The organism is Chitinophaga sp. ARDCPP14 (genome assembly GCF_051362515.1).
GTDB lineage: Bacteria > Bacteroidota > Bacteroidia > Chitinophagales > Chitinophagaceae > Chitinophaga.
Genome location: NZ_JBKIXB010000001.1, coordinates 976518 through 995680 on the forward strand (window position 1 = coordinate 976518; position 19163 = coordinate 995680).

15 protein-coding genes are annotated in these 19163 nt (G+C 47.5%); 3 read left to right on the top strand and 12 right to left on the bottom strand.

What is annotated here, in order from left to right:
• Positions 1-48: 48 nt before the first annotated feature.
• Entirely contained in the window at positions 49-1221 is a 1173-nt protein-coding gene (locus ACLHR0_RS03755; protein ID WP_429044886.1) for a class I SAM-dependent rRNA methyltransferase, read from the bottom strand.
• Between the two features lie 139 nt (positions 1222-1360).
• Here ACLHR0_RS03755 and ACLHR0_RS03760 point away from each other — a divergent pair, with 139 nt between their 5' ends.
• From ACLHR0_RS03760 to ACLHR0_RS03770, 3 genes are all read left to right on the top strand, one after another.
• Complete coding sequence (locus ACLHR0_RS03760) at positions 1361-1933, top strand: nucleotide exchange factor GrpE (protein WP_429044885.1); 573 nt, start codon at positions 1361-1363, stop codon at positions 1931-1933.
• Between the two features lie 112 nt (positions 1934-2045).
• Complete coding sequence (gene dnaJ / locus ACLHR0_RS03765; RefSeq protein ID WP_370909380.1) at positions 2046-3221, top strand: molecular chaperone DnaJ; 1176 nt, start codon at positions 2046-2048, stop codon at positions 3219-3221.
• Positions 3222-3451: 230 nt separating this feature from the next.
• Positions 3452-4393, top strand: coding sequence for a class I SAM-dependent methyltransferase (locus ACLHR0_RS03770; RefSeq protein WP_429044883.1), 942 nt, complete (start codon positions 3452-3454; stop codon positions 4391-4393).
• 4 nt (positions 4394-4397) lie between these two features.
• On the opposite strand, the gene ACLHR0_RS03775 is transcribed toward ACLHR0_RS03770, so the two are convergent.
• The 11 genes from ACLHR0_RS03775 to ACLHR0_RS03825 all read right to left on the bottom strand — a co-directional run bounded on the left by ACLHR0_RS03775 (position 4398) and on the right by ACLHR0_RS03825 (position 18968).
• Positions 4398-6140 (bottom strand): YfbK domain-containing protein, encoded by a 1743-nt coding sequence (locus ACLHR0_RS03775; protein ID WP_436484848.1) that lies wholly within the window; start codon positions 6138-6140, stop codon positions 4398-4400.
• A 45-nt stretch (positions 6141-6185) separates the two neighbouring features.
• Positions 6186-6731, bottom strand: a complete 546-nt coding sequence (gene hpt / locus ACLHR0_RS03780; RefSeq protein WP_370909377.1) for a hypoxanthine phosphoribosyltransferase — start codon at positions 6729-6731, stop codon at positions 6186-6188.
• Positions 6732-6781: 50 nt separating this feature from the next.
• Complete coding sequence (locus ACLHR0_RS03785; protein WP_429061623.1) at positions 6782-8218, bottom strand: glucosaminidase domain-containing protein; 1437 nt, start codon at positions 8216-8218, stop codon at positions 6782-6784.
• Positions 8219-8242: 24 nt separating this feature from the next.
• Positions 8243-8884 (bottom strand): O-methyltransferase, encoded by a 642-nt coding sequence (locus ACLHR0_RS03790; protein ID WP_429061625.1) that lies wholly within the window; start codon positions 8882-8884, stop codon positions 8243-8245.
• 161 nt (positions 8885-9045) lie between these two features.
• Positions 9046-9744 (bottom strand): TIGR00730 family Rossman fold protein, encoded by a 699-nt coding sequence (locus ACLHR0_RS03795; protein ID WP_370909374.1) that lies wholly within the window; start codon positions 9742-9744, stop codon positions 9046-9048.
• A gap of 339 nt (positions 9745-10083) precedes the next feature.
• Positions 10084-11229, bottom strand: a complete 1146-nt coding sequence (locus tag ACLHR0_RS03800; RefSeq protein ID WP_436484851.1) for a TIGR03364 family FAD-dependent oxidoreductase — start codon at positions 11227-11229, stop codon at positions 10084-10086.
• A gap of 21 nt (positions 11230-11250) precedes the next feature.
• On the bottom strand, positions 11251-11928 hold the full coding sequence (locus ACLHR0_RS03805; protein WP_436484853.1) for an HAD hydrolase-like protein: 678 nt from the start codon (positions 11926-11928) through the stop codon (positions 11251-11253).
• Positions 11929-12230: 302 nt separating this feature from the next.
• Positions 12231-12812, bottom strand: a complete 582-nt coding sequence (locus ACLHR0_RS03810; protein ID WP_436484855.1) for a hypothetical protein — start codon at positions 12810-12812, stop codon at positions 12231-12233.
• A gap of 41 nt (positions 12813-12853) precedes the next feature.
• Positions 12854-14263 carry an FAD-binding oxidoreductase gene (locus ACLHR0_RS03815; RefSeq protein ID WP_370909370.1) on the bottom strand — a complete coding sequence of 470 codons (1410 nt, stop codon included), beginning with the start codon at positions 14261-14263 and terminating at the stop codon, positions 12854-12856.
• Between the two features lie 46 nt (positions 14264-14309).
• Entirely contained in the window at positions 14310-15335 is a 1026-nt protein-coding gene (locus ACLHR0_RS03820) for a PorP/SprF family type IX secretion system membrane protein (RefSeq protein ID WP_370909369.1), read from the bottom strand.
• A 6-nt stretch (positions 15336-15341) separates the two neighbouring features.
• Positions 15342-18968, bottom strand: a complete 3627-nt coding sequence (locus tag ACLHR0_RS03825; RefSeq protein ID WP_436484857.1) for a PKD domain-containing protein — start codon at positions 18966-18968, stop codon at positions 15342-15344.
• Positions 18969-19163 lie beyond the last annotated feature (195 nt).

A 19163-nucleotide genomic window follows, 5' to 3' on the forward strand; every position in this document is an offset into this window, starting at 1 on the left:
AAAGTCACGATTTACATCGTGACTTTTCCTTTTTTATATCTTCTGTTATCAGGAAACTTCTACAATCAGGAATTTCAGGTAAGTAGTGTTCTCAATATTCCGCAGGATGGGATGATCCTGGGCTTGGGTCTGGAAAGTAACCTGCCGCAGTCTTTTCTTCGCATCTTTTGCGGCCGCATCTATGGTTTGCAGGAACAGATCCGGCGATACCAGGTTGGTGCAGGAAGCTGTTACCAGGAAGCCTCCGGGTTTCAGCAGTTTCATTCCACGAAGATTAATTTCCTTATAACCGGTTACTGCCTTCGAAATATTTTCGCGGCTTTTGGTAAAGGCCGGCGGATCCAGTATTACCACGTCGAACTTCTTCTCCTCCTTTGTCCATTGCTTCAGCTGATCAAACGCATTCACCGCCTGGAACCGGCAGATATCCTGCAGGTTATTCAGCTCGGCGTTTTTGCGGGCAGTAGCAACCGCTGTTTCGGAAATATCAAGTCCAAGTACGCTTTTAGCGCCATAAAAGCCGGCATGACAGGAGAAAGTACCGGTATAGCAAAAGGCTTCCATTACATCGGCGCCTTTTACAATATGCTTGATTTCGCGGCGGTTGTCTTGCTGATCCAGGAAATAGCCCGTTTTCTGACCGTTTACGATATCCACATGAAACCGCAAACCATTTTCATTGATGATCAGGTTGGTGTCGAAAGGCTCGCTGAGAAAGCCTTTCTGCTGGGTCATGCCTTCCAGTTCCCTTACAGGCACGTCATTTCTTTCGTAAATTCCTTTGGGTGAAAAAATGCGGTTGATAGCATCTACGATGGCATCTTTCCATTTCTCCATACCCAACGCGAGGGTTTGTATCACGAAATAATCGTTGAATTTATCGATTACCAGTGCCGGCAGGTCATCTGCTTCCCCATATACGAGGCGGCAGTTTTCCACATAGCCCAGTTTTTGGCGGTATTCCCAGCACTTGAGGAGACGGCGGTAAAAGAATTCAGGGTTGATTTCTTCGTTCTTATCACGGGTAAGAAGTCTTACAAGAATCTGGGATTGAGGGTTGATATAACCACGACCCAGGAAAAAACCTTTATGCGTATATACATCTACGATATCACCGGCATTTACATCTCCTTTTATTTCGGCCACTTCATTGCCAAAAATCCAGGGATGCCCTTGTAATACCCTGTTCTGTATCTGTTTCTTTAAAAAAACTTTAGTCATTTATTGTATTTCGAGGGGCAAAGGTAGCTATTTAGCGGTTAGCCTTGGGGATTTCACTTTCAATTCTGCCTTTTTGTCGGCAAAACCGCTGTTGGCAAAGAAATTGACTGGATACCTGCGCAGACAATTATTACTTATTATGACAGAAAACGAAAAAGACATGCAGACAAACGGTCAGGCTAACACTGGTAGCGAAAACGAAGGCATGCCAGAAGAAAATATAAGCAATAGTTCAAATACGAATAATGAATCAGGTGAAGTGAGTGAGCTGGAGAAGAAAGAAAAGGAAGTAAGTGAAATCCGTGATAAGTACCTCCGGTTACAGGCAGAATTTGACAATTACCGTAAGCGTACTGCTAAAGAGCGTATAGAACTGATGCAAACAGCCAGCAAGGAGGTTATCATATCTTTGCTGGATGTGCTGGATGATACCGACAGGGCTGAAAAGCAGTTGGAAAACACAACAGATGTTGCGGTCGTTAAAGACGGCGTAATGCTGGTTTTCAATAAACTGAGAAACACTCTGCAAGCGAAAGGACTAAAGCCAATGGAGAGTATACATACCCCATTTGATCCGGATCTGCAGGAGGCTATTACCGAAATCCCTGCTCCCACACCGGAGCTGGTTGGTAAAGTAGTAGATGTGCTGCAACCTGGTTATTACCTGAGTGACAAATTGATCCGTCATGCTAAGGTAATTGTGGGCAAATAAAATGACGATGTGGCATAATCTCTAAGGATGCCCTATGCTAAAAGCTGACGTAAAACAATATTTTTTACCGGACAAGAGCTGGTGCCTGCACCAGCATTAAGTGATTATTATAATGTCTACCAAGAGAGATTATTACGAAATACTGGCTGTTGCCAAATCTGCTTCACAGGATGAAATTAAAAAAGCCTACCGCAAGGTGGCGATGCAGTTTCACCCTGACCGCAACCCCAATAACAAAGAGGCAGAAGAAAAATTCAAAGAAGCAGCTGAAGCTTATGAAGTATTAAGCGATCCTGATAAAAGGGCGCAATACGACCGCTTTGGCCATGCCGGCATGAATGGCAACCGTGGTGGCGGCGGATATGGCGGTGGTGGAATGAACATGGACGACATCTTCTCCAACTTCGGTGACATTTTTGGTAACGATGACATTTTCGGTAGCTTCTTTGGCGGCGGTGGCGCCCGTGGTGGCGGTGGAAACCGCCGTGGACGCGGTACCCGCGGCTCCAATCTCCGGGTTAAGATCCGTCTTACCTATGAAGAAATCGCCAAAGGCGCCAACAAAAAGATTAAAGTAAAAAAATATGTACCCTGCCAGCATTGCGGTGGCCTGGGTGCAAAAGATAAAAACGCATTCCAGTCATGTAATACCTGCGGCGGTTCCGGCCAGGTAAGAAAAGTTACCCAAACTTTCCTCGGACAAATGCAAACCGTTACCACCTGCCCCACCTGTCATGGCGAAGGCCAGATCATTACCAGCAAATGCGGCCACTGTAAAGGTGAAGGCCGTATGTACGGTGAGGAAATGGTGAGCATCGACATCCCGGCAGGCGTTCAGGAAGGCATGCAGCTGAGCATGAGTGGTAAAGGTAACGCCGGCGAAAGAGGCGGCGCACCCGGCGATCTGCTGATCCTCATCGAAGAAGAACCACATCCAGAGCTGCAACGCGACGGACTCAATGTAGCCTTCGATCTGCACATCTCCTTCCCCGATGCAGTGTATGGCACTTCCCTGGAAGTACCAACCATCGACGGAAAAGCCAAAATTAAAATCCCTCCCGGCACACAGAGCGGTAAAATATTCCGCCTGAAAGGCAAAGGATTCCCTTCCGTAAATTCTTATGAAAAAGGCGATCAGCTGATTCATGTGAACGTATGGACACCACAACACGTGACCGCGGAAGAGAAAGAAATGCTCGACAAATTACAATCGTCCGATAACTTCAAACCAAATCCCGAAAAATCTGATAAAGGATTCTTCGAAAAGGTAAGAGATATTTTCAGCTGATAATGCAGCGGGTTTTGTCTTGGCTCAGGATTACGCTGATTTTACTGATTAGCTGGATTTTTACTTTTTGGATTTTTTGATTTTCTTAAGATATAATTAAGGGAGATAAAAGCGAATATCCGCTTCTATCTCCCTTAATCCTTTATAAAATCAAAAGTAAGAATCCAGCTAATCAGTAAAATCAGCGTAATCCTGAGCCAAGACAAAATTCGCGCGGTAAACACTACACCATGGAACAAAAACTGCAGATGTTCGAAAACCGGCTGACGAAAGTTTTCCGGCATACCTCCAAACTGGCCAGACGACAAAACATCACCTGCTACCGGGTGTATGATGATGATATTCCTGAATTTCCCTTCAGTATAGAAATGTATGAAGACCATGTTTACATCGCAGAATACCACCGCAAACACGGCATGGAAGAAGATGCACATGAAGAATGGCTCGATACCTGCCTGGAACTGATTAGCAAAGTACTGGAAGTAGCACCCAATAAAATATGGGTTAAACAACGGCAACGCAAAGAAAACAGGAAAAGCCAGTACGAAAAACTCAGCCTGGAAAGCCATATCATGACGGCTTACGAAGCTGGACTGCAATTTAAAGTGAACCTTTCCGATTATCTCGATACCGGCCTGTTCCTCGACCATCGCATTACCCGCAGCATGGTAAGGGAAGAAGCAAAAGACAAGAAAGTACTTAACCTGTTTTGTTATACCGGCTCGTTCTCCGTATACGCCGCCGCCGGAGGCGCAACAGAAGTAACTTCTGTGGATCTGTCTAAAACCTACCTGGCCTGGGCAGAAGAAAATATGAAGCTGAACGGGTTCGATAACCCGAAACATACTTTTGTACATGCGGATGTACTGCAATACCTCGACACCCTTAAACTTAATACCTACGACCTCGTGATCATAGACCCGCCTACTTTCTCCAACAGCAAACGGATGAAGGATTTCCTCGACGTACAGCGGGATCATGCGGATATGCTCAATAAAGTGCTGCTGGCTACAAAAAAAGATGGCATTGTTTACTTCAGTAACAACTACCGCCGGTTTGTACTGGAAGCCGATAAGATCAGCGCCTCCAGCATAAAGGATATTACCAATCAAACTTTACCATTTGATTTTCAGCAGAAGATGATCAGGAAGTGCTACCGGTTAATAAAATAAAAGATCAATGCTTTCCTTTGCGTACCATTTTTACCATCTTCAAAAACTCTGAGCGATAGTTGCCTTTGTCGGCGCCCAATGCCTGGCGGGCAATATCGTTCACCATTTCTATATTGCCTTTGCCGCAGTAAGACGACTTGCGCAGCAGCATCCCAAATAAAGCCACGCCGGCAGCAAAGCGGCAATCATCGGAGGCCTTATCAAAATTTTTCATTTCTGCGGATATAACACCGGGTAAATATTGCATCGCCGTATCCTGCGGATCCCGCCAGGATATTTTTACCTTTGCCAGCACTGAATCCACAGCAGCTTCCGGTGTGGGAATAATTTCATACAATGCCACAGAACAATGCCCGCTGCCAATGATCCCTCCGCTAAATTCTCCCTTCTCTGAGCTGTCGGCAGGTAGTATTTTATTTTCATAACCGATAAGCCTGTACGATTTTACGAGGGCTGGGTTAAACCATACTTCCGACTGCACATCGCGGGCAATCGTAAACAGGGTGCTGCCGAATTCACGGGCAAATATTTTATTGGCTTCTTCCAGGTCATCTATATAGGCAAAATTACCATTCCCTTTACTGGACAGGGATTGCAGCTTTGAATCTTTATAATTCTTCATCCCAAAACCCAAACAGGTAAGCAATACTCCGCTTTCCTTTTGCTGAACGATCAGCTCTTCCATTTCATTATCACTGCTGAGGCCTACGTTGAAATCGCCGTCGGTGGCCAGTATCACGCGGTTATTGCCCTCAGGGATATACTGCTCTGATGCGATCCGGTACGCCAGTTTGATGGCGGCTTCCCCGGCAGTGGCGCCGCCGGCACTGAGATTATCTATTGCGTTCAGGATCTTCTCTTTCTGATCGCCGGGCGTAGCCGGTAAAAGAACACCGGGTTCGCCTGCATAGGCTACTATCGCTACTTTATCTACCGGACGGAGATTATTGACCAGGATGCGGAAAGCTGCCTGTAATAAAGGTAATTTATTGGGGGTACCCATAGAGCCGGAAACATCCAGCAGGAAAACCAGGTTACTGGCGGGAAAACTATCTGTCTCCAATGCGCGGGCCCTGATGGCGATCTGTAATAACCGGTGGGTAGTTTCCCAGGGGCAGGTGGTGTAATTACTATACATAGCCATCGTTTCGCCGGCTAACGGTAACGGATAATCGTAGTGAAAGTAGTTGATCATCTCTTCAATACGAACGGCATCTACCGGCACTGCTTCTTTCAGCCGCAGGAAGCGGCGGATATTGCTATACGCGGCCCTGTCCACATCCACGGCGAAGGTAGATACGGGATGGTTGGCCGTACGGACAAATTTATTTTCGTAGGTGGCTCCGTAAGTTTCATTGTAAAAGGAGTGTACTCCCATGCCGGTATTACCGTAATTGGGATTGCTGCTATGCAACAGTTTTGACCGGGCTTTGGCAAGGGCCACCGGATCTGCATCTTTTCGTAGAGGCGATAACGTTATTAACAGCCTGTCGTATTTGCGCACCGTTATCTCTTTGGATTGATAACCGTTTTGTATAAGCAATAACGTGGCCGATGCCGTGGGGATTGAAATTTTAAAAAGACCGAAAGCGTTTGTGACCACATGGACTGTGTCATCCATCACCTTCACCTGTACTCCTGCAACGGGGCGGTGGGATAAACTGTCTTCTACCGCTCCCGATACCCAGATTGTTTGCGCCTGCAGCCCTCCACCCCACAAAAGAAAGAGTAAAAGGTACTTGAGCATGTATTAAGTTAAGATTTTTTCCGGGCAAGCGCCCGGAAAAAATAATTACTGCCCGGATTCCACCAGTTGATAAATGGCTGGCAGGTTCCGGCCCAGGCCATCGTAATCGAGGCCGTATCCCAGCAGGAACTTATCGGGAACGGAAAAGCCCAGGTAATCTATTTTGATAGGATGGATCATCGCATCCGGCTTTGTGAGCAGGGCGGCCACCAGTAATTTTTTCGGTTGCTGATGCTCCAGCTGGGGCAGGAACTGGCTCATGGTCCGGCCGGTGTCCACAATATCCTCCAGGATTACTACGGTGCGTCCAAAGAGATCTTCGTCCAGGCCAATGGCCTGTACCACATTACCCGTAGATTTGGTGCCTTTATAGGAAGCCAGCTTAATAAACGAGATCTCCGCCTCAATAGTGAGGTATTTAAACACATCTGCGGCAAACATAAAGGAGCCGTTAAGAATGGCAATAAATAAAGGGCGCTCTCCCTCCAGATCCTTATTGATTTGTTCCGCCATCTCCTTCACCCGCTGCTGCAACGCCACTTCATCAATATAGGGCTGGAACTCTTTGTCATGCACTTTGATCAACGACATAATACGCTCATTTCCTTATTTAACAATCATCAGCAAAAAAAGATCGCTGCTTATTTACTTACCAGCAAACGCTGGCCGATTTTAATATCAAAACCCTGCAGGTTATTCCATTCCTGCAACTGTGTAACAGACCGGTTGTACATTTTGGCAATACCATACAACGTTTCCTTCGGCTGTACATCATGGTACTGCATACCTGATTTCTGCACTGGTGCAGGTGTAGCAGGCCGCGGAGCCGGTTGCGGCACAGATGTTTTTGGCGTACCTGTATTCCCGGTGGTGGTTACCTGGCCGGCTTTCTTCAGGTCTTCTATCATGGCTACCGGCACACCACCCTGTTGCGGGGCTGGTTTTGTTTCCGGTACAGCACCAGCGCCTGCTGCGTTTTGGGCTACTTCTTCCTTAATACCCTCCAGTGCTTTACGGGGAGAGAAATCTTCCGGTGGCTCCTGGTCTTCTTCTTTCAGTACCCGGGTATTTTTAGCCAGCCGTGGTGCGGCGGAAGCAAAACCATCAAGCGTTAACCGCTGACCCGCAGCAGGTTCTTCCCCTTCGTTCATTTTATTACGGCGGCGTAACCATCTTAACTGTACGCCTTCTGCCTGGGCTACGTCGTGCATGGTTTCCCCGTTAACAACGCTGTGGTATTCCCTGCTTCCTCTTTTGCTTTTCTTTTGTAAGAAAACGATCATATCCTTTGCAGGCGGGTTATCATTTTCCAGGTCGTTGTAACGTACCAGCTTACGCAGGCGCATATTACGCTGGTCGGCTACCTGGATGAGGGAGCTGCCTGCCTTTACATACACTGCTTTGCGGCCGTTGATTTCAAAGATACCTTTCGGATAGCTGGCGGTTTGTTTGGTGCCTGTACTTTGATTTTTCCTTCCGGGAGATGTTTTGCTTCCCTTTTCGGTTACTTCTGCATACATCGTTCCATCGGTTGCTGCGCCACCGGCAGAAGGATCTTTCCCCATAGCAATCATCGTATATTGCTGAAGGTTATAATCTTCAATTACTTTAATCAGCTGTTGCGGGTAAGTTTTATTAGTAGCGTATCCGGCTTGTTTAAGACCAAAAGCCCATGATTTATAATCCTCGCCATCAAACTGGAAGAGGAAGGCATAGCGCGGGTTGGCGTGCAGAAAATCGGAGTGATCACGGTAGGAATCGGTGGCGGATTCATATACACGGAAACACTCCTGGGCTGCATCGTCATCGTATTTGATGGTTTTGCCGGTCCAGGTATTTTTGCATTTAATACCGAAGTGGTTGTTCGATTGTAAACACAAGGTGCCGTTGCCGGACTGTGTTTCTATAATCCCCTGCGCCAGTTTGATGGCGGCAGGCACGCCTGAGCGGCGCATTTCCTCAATGGCTAAGTTTTTATAGGTGGCGATGTACTGCTGCGTTGTGATGTTCTGTGCGTGCAGTACGGTAACGAAGCCAATAAGAAAACTGACTACCAATAAGAATTTTCTTACTTGCATGTATGTTCGGATTTAATGGGCGTTTTATTTCTTCCTGATCATCAGTACACCATCCCGCATGGTGAGTAATACCTGTTCTGCACGGTCATCTGCCAACACTTTTTCACAAAAACTGATCATGGCTTTTGCCTGGCGTCCCTGTTCGTTTTCAGGCAGCAGTACCTGGCCGTGATACAACACGTTATCTGCCAGGATAAATCCGCCGGGACGCAGTTTATCCCAAACCAGGTCGTAGTACTGTTCATATCCGGATTTGTCCGCGTCAATAAACACCAGGTCGAATACTTCATCCAGTTGTTCAATGACATCGGCCGCTTTGCCGATATGCATTTTTATTTTATCTGCATTCCCGCTTGCCGAGAAATATTGATGACAAAGGGCTTCCAGTTCTTCGTTGATATCTACGGTGTGTAATATGCCATCGGGTGCGAGGCCTGCGGCCAGGCAAATCGCTGAGTACCCGGTGTAAGTGCCCAGTTCCAGGATGCGGTGCGGCCGGATCATATGGCTTATCATACTGAGGAACTGGCCCTGTACCTGCCCGCTCAACATATGCGGCAACGCTACCTTCAGATGTGTTTCCCTGTTCAGCTGGTACATCAATTCACTTTCCCGGCTGGTATATTTTTCTGAATAGGCCTCTACTGCTGCCGGTATGAGCTCCATATATTAAAATTTCTGCAAAGCTAAGGAAAAGCGGCTAACCGACAGCCTGTTGCTTTCAACAGAAAAAGCGGATATATCCATAAACGCTATTCTGCCGGGTTTTATTCTCTCCGGGCGTACGTTCACGCATATCCGCTTTTCCGGCCTGAAGGGAGGCTTTATTAGAAATTCGGTCTTAATTTATTGGTAGTATAGAAAACACGGAAATATTCCACTACTTCATCTGCTGTGTCAAATAACTGCAGCAGGTCGAGGTCCTGCGGGTTAATATTGCTTTCCTTTTCCATCATTACATTACGGATCCAGTCGAGCAGGCCACTCCAATACTCTTTCCCTACCAGCACCATCGGCGTTTCCTCCATTTTCTTGGTTTGAATAAGGGTGGCTACTTCAAAGAATTCATCCATCGTACCAAAGCCACCAGGCATCATCACAAAGCCCTGGGAATACTTGGTAAACATTACTTTACGGACAAAGAAGTAATCGAAATTGAGACTATTCTCCGGGTCTATATAAACATTGGGATGTTGCTCGTGCGGCAGGGTGATATTGGCGCCCACTGATTTGCCATGTGCTGCCTGCGCGCCTCTGTTGGCGGCTTCCATAACACCTGGTCCGCCACCGGTGATAATGCCAAAGCCTTCTTCTGCCAGCCTGGTGGATATTTCCTGGGCCAGGTCGTAATAACGGTTGCCCGGTTTGGTGCGGGCCGATCCGAATATGGAAATACAGGGTCCTATTTTAGCCAGTTTCTCAAATCCTTCAACAAACTCCGCCATTATCTTGAATATCTGCCAGCTGGAATGCGCTCTTGTTTCCGTCCAGTCTCTTTCTTTAAGATTCTTTATACTACTGTTCATGCAACTGCTTTTTTATTATGCTATAAAACACCTTCCCCCGTGCAGGCACGCGGAATGATGTAATTTATATAATAATTGGCTTACAGTAACAGCTTTACGCATAAAAAAAGCAGGTAACTATATAGAAACCTGCTTTACATTTAACACGTTATGAACGTGCAGCGATGTTAAATAAACATCGCTGCAGAAACGTTGCTAATGCTGGCAATCAAAAAAATAAATAATGTTGAAATTTAGTAAGATAGTACTACCGTTTTAATCAACAGATGTTCTCATAACGCTTAATCTCCATTAATTTATTAATTATTTAAGCAATAACCTAATTTAAATTTATCAAGGTTACGCAAAGGTATGCGCGCCTGCCACTACTTCTTCGGCCAGCCCGAAAGACAATGTCATCCCGGCTCCGCCAAGACCATTTACGATCGTTACATTTTTTTCGGGAGAGAATACCAGGTCCGTTTTGCCGTTGGTTAGTTTTGGGTAGATGCCATGCCATTGTTCCTGGATGGTATACTCCGGCGCCTGTAAAAACGTATGCATATATTGCAGGATGAGTTCATTGATAAATGCTTTATCAAATGGTTCGAAGTCCGGACCATATTCATGTGAGTCACCAATGGTGAGTTCGCCTGCGCCATTTTGAGAAATCAGCAGGTGAATGCCCCATTTCACATACTCCGGCATTTCCTGTGTGAAGCGCTGCTTCAGTGGTTCCAGGGTTTTACAGCTTTCAAAGGCCGCATAGTGTCCCAGGGTTAAGCCTGCGCATAGTGCGGGACCCAGTTGCCAGTTGCCCGGTTGCGGAATGGTACGCATCATCTGCAGTTTGCATTTTTTCAGCGGTGCGGCCGCAAATTCAGCAGGGTAAAGCGTTTCAAAGTCAGCGCCGCTGCAAACAAATACTTCTTCCACTTTCCAGCGCTCATCTTTGGTTTCAATAAAGGGCATGCTGATGCCATTTACCGCGGTGCCGAAACGAACCGTTACGTTCAGGTGTTCCTCCAAATGCTTTGCGATAGCGGCACTGGCCTGGCGTGGGTTCACGGTCATTTCGGAGGCACTCCACAATGCACCTTTCAACCCGTTTGTTTTAATCGCGCTGGTATATTTTCCTATTTGTGAGGGAGCAATCAGCTCACAGCTGTAACCGTTGCCGGGAGCGGCCTGTACAAATTCTTCCAATACCGCCAGTTCATCTTTTTCATACGCCAGGTGCAGTGATCCGGTTTCCTGGCACTGCAACCCGGCGGCAGCAGCCAGCTCTTTCCAGGTACGGCGGCTGCGCATAGCGCGGTCGTACATTTTACCTGCCGTTTGCCCGATGGGCCATACCAGTCCGAAATTGCGGATAGAAGCGCTGATCGCTTTACTGTTACGTTCAAACAGCACTACTTTTCTTCCTTTTTTTGCCAGGTGGTAAGACATGGCCAATCCCACTATTCCTGCGCCTATTACTGCTACATCTGCCTGTTGTTGTTGCATGATATCAAATGTAAAGTGTGATTAAAAGATAGACAGTAGTTCATCCAGGGATGCTACCAGGTGGGTATGCGGACCTTTCTCCAGCTCTTCCCGCGTATAAGCGCCGGTAGTAACCCCTATTACATAGCGGCAACCTGCATTGGTGCCTTCTTCCAGGTCGGAAATGGTATCGCCGGTTTTAGCGACCGACGCTATACTGCGGATTCCCAGCTGTTCCATGATCCGGTATATCATATACGGGTATGGACGGCCGAAGGGTACTTCATCGCTGGTAGCCACGGCATCAATAAGTCCTTTTTGCTGCCAGCCCACCCTTTCCAGGATCACGTTGGTAATGGCCCTGTCGAAGCCCGTATCCAGTGCCACTTTAATACCTTTTGCCTTCAGTGCGGCAAATACCGCTGATACCCCTTCTTTTTCCCTTACCGCAGGATGTGTGGCATAATGCACTTTCATGTCCGCCACAAAACGGCTGTGCAGGTCAACAATAAAGGTTTCATCGCTGTAGCGGCTATCCTTCTGCTGCTGCAACAGGTAACAGATAGCATACGGTTTGGCGTACCCCATCACCTCGTTCACCTGTTCCAGCGTTACTGTAACACCCGCCAGCCCGATCGCTTGCTGCAACACCTTTGCTACATTGGATTCATCATGCAGGGTAGTGCCTGCAATATCAAAAACAACTAATTGTATTCCCATCTTTTCCCATTGTTAATAGGTGGCAAAGATAAGGAGTTACTAAAAATAAGTTTAGCATTTATAAACATTTAACATGCGCGTAATATGCGCGTATTTTGTCTTGGCTCAGGATTACGCTGATTTTACTGATTAGCTGGATTTTTACTTTTGGATTTTCTTGGATTTTTAGATTAATAATTAAGGGAGATAAAAGCGGATATATTCGCTTTTATCTCCCTTAATCCTTTATAAAATCCAAAAAGTAAAAATCCAGCTAATCAGTAAAATCAGCGTAATCCTGAGCCAAGACAAAATCCGCGCGCTTAAAAGCCGAGCCCCGCGCCCACCCGGTATATCAGGCTGTTGTTATAGGGCGAGCGGTCGTCCTGGATTACATCATATAAAATGGAGATGCCGATGCCTACCCTGCCGCCTACGTTTTGGGTGTAACCCGCGCCTACCAGTAAGCTGGGAACGCCATAGTTGGTTTTGTAGGTTTGTTTTTCGTTGTTGTCGAGGTAAACGGTAGAATTTTGTGTAACGAAATTATATTCCGGCTGAACATGTATAAATACCATCGGGAGCGGATATACACGGCCCCAGATACCACCGCCAAAAATAGTATACTTATCCCGCTGCATTATCTGGTCATAGTTCCACACTTTATACTGGCCGTATTGCGCATTGATGTTAACACCCGCAGCGATGTAGTCAGAGAAGCGGTAACCAACCAGCGGAGAGATATCCACGTTGGTAACATCGCCAAACACCATTCCCAGCGAACCGCCTAATACCAAACGGGAAGGATCAAAGCCCTTACGGGTAACGGTGTCTGTTTTATAATACTGGGCGTGTGCCAGCTGTACGCCAGCCAGCAGGAAAATACATATCAATAAACGTTTCATGATCAGCTTTATTAAGTTTAACTATTTACCGGCAGAAAGGTTTAACAATCGAAAATTTTACCCCGGTTTAATATATTCTTTGGATCAAAGATCTGTTTTATTTGCTTCATGAGTTGCATGGATGTGTGATCAAAAATGATATCCATATAGTTTTTCTGTACCAACCCAATACCATGCTCACCGGAGATGGTACCGCCCAATGCTTTCACCAGCTGAAAAATTTCCCGTATACCTTCCGTGAGGGTTCCGTTCCATTGTTCTTCCGTGAGGGTGCCGCGGATAATATTTACGTGCAGGTTACCATCGCCGGCATGCCCGTAGCACACTGAATGGAATCCATACCTGTTCCCGATTTCTTTCACGCCTTTCAGCAATACCGGTAGTTCTGCGCGGGGTACCACGGTATCTTCTTCTTTATATACAGAATTTGCTTTTACTGCTTCCGCCACCCGGCGGCGCAGTTTCCAGAGTTCTTCCTTCTGCTGGGAATCTTCTGCAAACAATATCTCCCCGATATCAAAACCTTCTACCACACCGGCAATACCTTCCATTTCCTGCATCAGCACTTCCGGGTAATTCCCATCCACTTCTATGAGCAGGTGTGCCTGTATATCGTCTTCTATTTTAACTGCGCTACTTTGTACATATTTTGTTACCCAGTCGATGGCGTCACGCTCCATAAATTCCATGGCCGAAGGTGTGTAACCCGCCCGGAAAATAGCGCTTACTGCTTCACAAGCGCTTTCAGCAGAGCGGAAAGGAACCAGCATCAGCAGGTCTGTTTTGGGTAGTGGTATTAGACGTAATACTATTTTGGTAACGATGCCCAGGGTGCCTTCGCTGCCTACTACCAGCTGGGTAAGATTATAACCGGTGGCATTTTTCAGCACATTGGCGCCTGTCCAGATCACTTCACCGCTGGGCAGCACCATTTCCAGGTTCAGCACATAATCTTTTACCACGCCATATTTCACCGCTTTGGGGCCGCCAGAATTTTCCGCAATATTACCACCAATAAAGCAGGTACCGCGGCTGCTCGGGTCGGGCGGATAAAACAAGCCCTTTTCTTTTACGGCGTTCTGTAATTCTTCTGTGATCACACCAGGTTCGGTGATTACCTGCAGGTTTCTTTCATCTATAAGGGTGATGCGGTTAAACCGTTCCATGGATATAAGCACGCCCCCAAACTGAGCGAGCGCTCCTCCACTGAGCCCTGTACCGCCACCACGGGGAGTTACGGGCAACAATGCTTCATTGCATAATTTCATGATACGGCTTACCTGTTCGGTGGTATCCGGCTTAACTACTACTTCGGGGAGATAATGCAGATCCTCGGTTTCATCCTGTGCATAACGGCTCATACTTTCTTCGTCGGCCAATACATATTGCGCTCCGGCTATTTCACGTAATGCCGCTACGTGAGCGGCAGTTACTTTATTGAACGTTGTCATGGAACAAAAATAATCATAATGCCGGTTAGGTGGTATATCCGGACTGTTAAAAAGAGGGACAGATCGTAGATCTTCTCGCATTGTTAAAGGTGCGGTTGCTGTAAAGTCCTGTATAAACGATGCCTATCTCATAAGCGCCACGCCGGTTGTTGGCGGCAGAGAGACTGGAGGTAGTGATATCGTAGTTAAACATGAGTTTTATGGCGTTGATCTGGTAGCCAACCAGGAATACCGCCGCATCATTGGCGCGGTAATAAACGCCGCCATACAGTTGTTGCACGCCGTCGCCGGAAAGATTATAGGCAGCATTGGCGCCCAGCATCAGTTCCCGCGCGCCGGCCTGTGTGGCATAATACGCTGCAGGGTTCAGGATCACTTTATCGCTCATTTTCAAACTCGCATTCAGGAACCCGATATACCGCCGGGGAACGGTGTTATTGCCATCAAAAAAGGTTTCCCTGGGTGTGTTGATATGTTGTACAGAAAAGCCTGCATTTACATAAATATTATCGGTAGGAAAATAAGCATAATTCAAGCCTGCCTGCAGGTCGAAATAATTGACGCTGCTTTGGGTGATGGGTTCCCCGGTGGGGATCTGTGAATCAAAGAATTTACCATTCCACTGGTCGGCGAATGTGAGCTTGGTGATATCCACCCGTTTGCCGGCGGAGCCTACATTGAACCCTGCGGATAGCAGGCTGCTGAAACCCAGGAGCTGGTGATAAGCGATAGAAGCGTATCCTTTGGTGGAGGTGAGGTTTCCTGCGCCGGCCACGTCGCGGAGCAATACGCCCCCGATGCCCACCCAGCCATATTCCAGCTGATCGCGGAATAGTTGGAAGTCGCCATATGCCGACATCGTCCGGTAAGGTATCGGAACGCTGGTCCACTGATCACGGTAATTAATGCCAATACGGTAATTGCCGTCCGGAATGAACCCGGTATTGGCAGGGTTAGTTGTCAATGGCGAATTAAAAAACTGTGAAAAATGGAGGTCCTGTGCGTACGCCCCACCCATTGAAACAATTAATAAAATTGCCAGACATGTTGATAATTTAACGATCTGATTCATGGCTCATCATCTTAACAAGGTTACACTTCCTGATCTGCTGCCTTTGGTGCCATCCGTAAACTCGAGGTTTACGATATAGGCATAAGCATCCATGGGCTGAATATTTCCTTTAAACCGGCCATCCCATCCGATTTGAGGATCCGAACTTTCAAAAACCAATTGACCCCAACGGTTAAATATTTTAAGATTGAATTTGGTCGCTCCAAAAGCTTTTACATAAAACACATTGTTCTTACCACCCGGTGCAAAGGCGTTGGGCACATCAAACAGCGGTACCACAATAGCGCTTACTTCCTCACATTTTGTATCCGTACAGCCTTCTGCGTTAGTAACAGTAAGACACACGTTGTATGTGCCTGTGCGCAGGTATTGATGGCTGGGATTTGGCAGGGAAGAGGTATCCCCGTCGCCAAAATTCCAGAGGTAATGTATCACGTTTGCCGAGGAACCATTCAGGAACTGTATCGGCGTATTTTCAATTGCTTTGGTGGGTGAAAAGTCGAAGTCTGCTACAGGCGGCGCTGCCACATTTATTTCCTGCGTAATCGAATCCCGTTTGTTACAGGTATTAGGATCGTCTACCTCCAGCGTTATTTTCCAGCGGCCTGCTTTATTAAATGTATGCACCGGGTAAGGATCGTGTGAAACGGAACCATCATCTTCAAAGGTCCAGGTGAATGTTTCACCGCCCTCGGTGGTATTATCCATTTGTATTTCTGTGCCAACGCAAACCGTTCCCGGGTCGGTAAATTTCGCTATAACGTTCTCGGCTACACGCAGGGTGTAGGTAATTGTTTGCGGTGCATTACAGAAATTAGTATCTACCAGTGTAAGGGTAGCATTATAGATGCCCGCATTCTGGTAATAGTGGAATAGCGGGAAGGTATCTAAACCGGTATAGAATGGAGGTGTTCCATCGCCATAGTCGAGGATAAATGAGCTGTCCCTGAAATCCGCAGCTGGTGTGGATTCATTGACAAACATATACTTCAGGCTATCGCATGGATCCTGGCGCCGGGCTTCAAAATGGAGTATCGCTTCATTGTTGCCCAGTTTCACAGTTACGTAGGCGGTATCTGATCCGTTACAACTTTGCGGATCGTATTTTACCATTCTCACGCGGAAGGTGCCAATCCTTGTAAAGATGTGCGTCACCGTATCTCCCTCAGGTCCGAAATTCAGCGTGGTGCCATCATCCGGGAAGAACCACTGGTACGATTTACCTGGTAAACGGGTGGTATCCACGAAGGTGATGGTATCCGGTACGCAGTAGTTGGTGCGCCTGTCGAGTGTTTTGGCGCCTGCTTTCACCCCATCGAGGTTAAAGGCAATTTTCAGCGCGCCAAGATTACAGGCGGCTGGCGGTGTGCTGGAGTAGGCGCCCGGCGTAGTCGGGTACCGCGGTTTGAAGCCACTGTTGCTCACGTTGCACCAGGCGCAGATGCCCTGGTAGATAATACCATTGCGGTCGAAGCGGCTGGTACCGCCATCTACGTGTTCATACAAACCGGAGCCGCCAAAATAGCTGGCATACAATGGACCCTGGGTTGGACTAAACCGTACCGCATCGCGTTGCAGCACATAGAAATAAAAATCCATCCCGTCGGTGCTGCGTTGCAGCGCATCCGGGGTGGTAGTTAAACCGGAAGTTCCTGAATTCGGGTAGTGCAGGGAGGTATTGATACCTCCGCCCCATCCGGACACGTATACGTTTTCGCAGCGGTCTACCAGGAAGGCGGTGGGAGAAATATTAGGGGAAGAAACCAGTGTTCTTCTTTTTCCGAAAGTAGTGGAATACACGAATGCGGACAGGTTTGCCTGGAGCTTCGAGATAAACTGCAGTCCGTTTTCATTGTATCCATTGGCGCTTACTTGTATGATGGGCCATGCTCCTTCTGTGGTGCCCATTACATATACAAATCCGTTTTTATCGAGCTGGATACCGTATATCTGGTCGGCTGCGGCATTATCCGAACCGAGGAAAGTACTCTGGATAATGTTTCTTCCGTCGTTTGAAATGTGCGCAATAAACCCATCGCATACGCCGCCGCGGTACTGGGGGTATATGGTGCCTGCGGTAACGGGGAAGTCGTCGCTGGCGGTGCCTCCGGCTACATACAGGGTATTCAACCCGTTTAATGCAATTACATAAGCCGCATCTTCCTTGCTGCCTCCGAGGTAACTGGCCCATACCAGGTCCTGGCAGAGCGGGTTTATTTTCATGATCACACCGTCCTGCGAGCCTTTGTTGGTTCCCTGGAATACGCCGGCTGTTACGGGAAAATTGGTGGAACGGGTGCAGCTGGCCACATAAATATAGCCTGCATTATCCACTACCACTTCGCTGCGGGCGTCGTCGCCATAGTTGCGCAGCAGTACCCAGTCGCCGGCCTGACGGTCGGCCCGCATATTTACGCCATCATCTTCGCCGCCGGCAATGATCAGTGAGCCGATGATAGCGGTGCCTGTGGCGTTTATTTTAGTAATGGCGATATCCCATCCTCCGCGGGTTCCTTTTACGTTGGTATTGGGATAGTCGCTGGAAGTAGTTCTGCCGGAGATCACAAGGTTGCCCTGCTGATCTACAAATAAGCTATGAGGTTGTTCCAGGCCGCTACCGCCCATGTAGGTGGCGTATACCAGCCTGGTTCCGTTGGCACTGAATTTGGAAATGGCGATATCAAACTGGCCACCGCCATAAACGCTTTGTACTGCCCCGGTTGTTACGGGGTAGCCCGGATTAAACACAATACCGCCGCCGTATAAATTGCCGGCATCATCGTAGGTGGCAGTGAAGCCCCAGTTATCCGAGCGGGCACCCGATACGGTAGAAAAAACGTAGATCGGATCTATGACCAGCGGGTAGGCCGCGTTATATTCACCGGATATTTTGAAGCCCAGTTTATTACCATTTAACCGGTAAGATACCTTTACGGTTACACGTTGATTATTGATATACTGGTAAGCAAAGGGCAGTTGTTCAATCACATCCCCCACAGAGGTGTGCACCAGCAACTGGCCTTTTTTCAGTTCCATGCCGGTAGCGCCTTCATATACCATCTGGATATTATCCGGGTTAGCGCCCGGATGCACAATCAGGTCATATTTCAGCTGGGAACCTTCAGAGTAAACGTGCGCATCGATGCCGGAATAAAGGGAGTTATAATTAACGCCCTGGAAGGAACCCACCCCGGTTGCCCATTTGGTGCGGTCGTTTCCGATGAAATAGCTGCTTTTGGCGTCCTGTTCTTTTTCGGGTACTATTTGTACGTCAGGATTGGCGTTCAGGAAAGTAACGTTATACGCATGCCCGCGTACATCAGGAATTTTGCCGGGCCGTGGAGGGGGCTGGCCATTCCCTGGCTGGGCAGGTGCTGGTTTAAAGTTGCTTTTCGGAACGTATACCGTATCACTCCGGTGGGAGTGTCCGTGCACATATTCGTTCAGGCTCCAGAGATCCTGCTGGTTCATCATCAGGAAAGTGAAGCCTGTTTTTTTGAGGAAGATAGCGGCGCCATCCAGTTCTGTTCTGTAGATGACATCTTTATCCCACTGGCCTTTGTTCTCAATAAAATTCAGCGGTGTGAAGTTCGCATGTTGCTGCTGCGCCTGGGCGGATCGTCCGGTGAACAAAAAGCAAATCATTAATCCAATAAGGCCGGTCGGGAAGGTAAATTTCAACGGGATTAGATTTTATTTTATTCTTAAAAACCAATATAATACTATTAAACGCAGAAGCCACTCAAATTGTTACGGTCGGGAAAGGCACAAAACTTCTGAATTGAGGAATAACAGGCTAAATGGGAAACAAGGTGAATCTCAGCTTCA

Coding starts and splice junctions, on each gene's coding strand:
- ACLHR0_RS03800 (WP_436484851.1), bottom strand. CDS start 11,229: ATGCAACAACAACAGGCAGATGTAGCAGTAATAGGCGCAGGAATAGTG.
- hpt (WP_370909377.1), bottom strand. CDS start 6,731: ATGTCGTTGATCAAAGTGCATGACAAAGAGTTCCAGCCCTATATTGAT.
- ACLHR0_RS03805 (WP_436484853.1), bottom strand. CDS start 11,928: ATGGGAATACAATTAGTTGTTTTTGATATTGCAGGCACTACCCTGCAT.
- ACLHR0_RS03790 (WP_429061625.1), bottom strand. CDS start 8,884: ATGGAGCTCATACCGGCAGCAGTAGAGGCCTATTCAGAAAAATATACC.
- dnaJ (WP_370909380.1), top strand. CDS start 2,046: ATGTCTACCAAGAGAGATTATTACGAAATACTGGCTGTTGCCAAATCT.
- ACLHR0_RS03760 (WP_429044885.1), top strand. CDS start 1,361: ATGACAGAAAACGAAAAAGACATGCAGACAAACGGTCAGGCTAACACT.
- ACLHR0_RS03810 (WP_436484855.1), bottom strand. CDS start 12,812: ATGAAACGTTTATTGATATGTATTTTCCTGCTGGCTGGCGTACAGCTG.
- ACLHR0_RS03815 (WP_370909370.1), bottom strand. CDS start 14,263: ATGACAACGTTCAATAAAGTAACTGCCGCTCACGTAGCGGCATTACGT.
- ACLHR0_RS03820 (WP_370909369.1), bottom strand. CDS start 15,335: ATGAATCAGATCGTTAAATTATCAACATGTCTGGCAATTTTATTAATT.
- ACLHR0_RS03785 (WP_429061623.1), bottom strand. CDS start 8,218: ATGCAAGTAAGAAAATTCTTATTGGTAGTCAGTTTTCTTATTGGCTTC.
- ACLHR0_RS03755 (WP_429044886.1), bottom strand. CDS start 1,221: ATGACTAAAGTTTTTTTAAAGAAACAGATACAGAACAGGGTATTACAA.
- ACLHR0_RS03770 (WP_429044883.1), top strand. CDS start 3,452: ATGGAACAAAAACTGCAGATGTTCGAAAACCGGCTGACGAAAGTTTTC.
- ACLHR0_RS03775 (WP_436484848.1), bottom strand. CDS start 6,140: ATGCTCAAGTACCTTTTACTCTTTCTTTTGTGGGGTGGAGGGCTGCAG.
- ACLHR0_RS03795 (WP_370909374.1), bottom strand. CDS start 9,744: ATGAACAGTAGTATAAAGAATCTTAAAGAAAGAGACTGGACGGAAACA.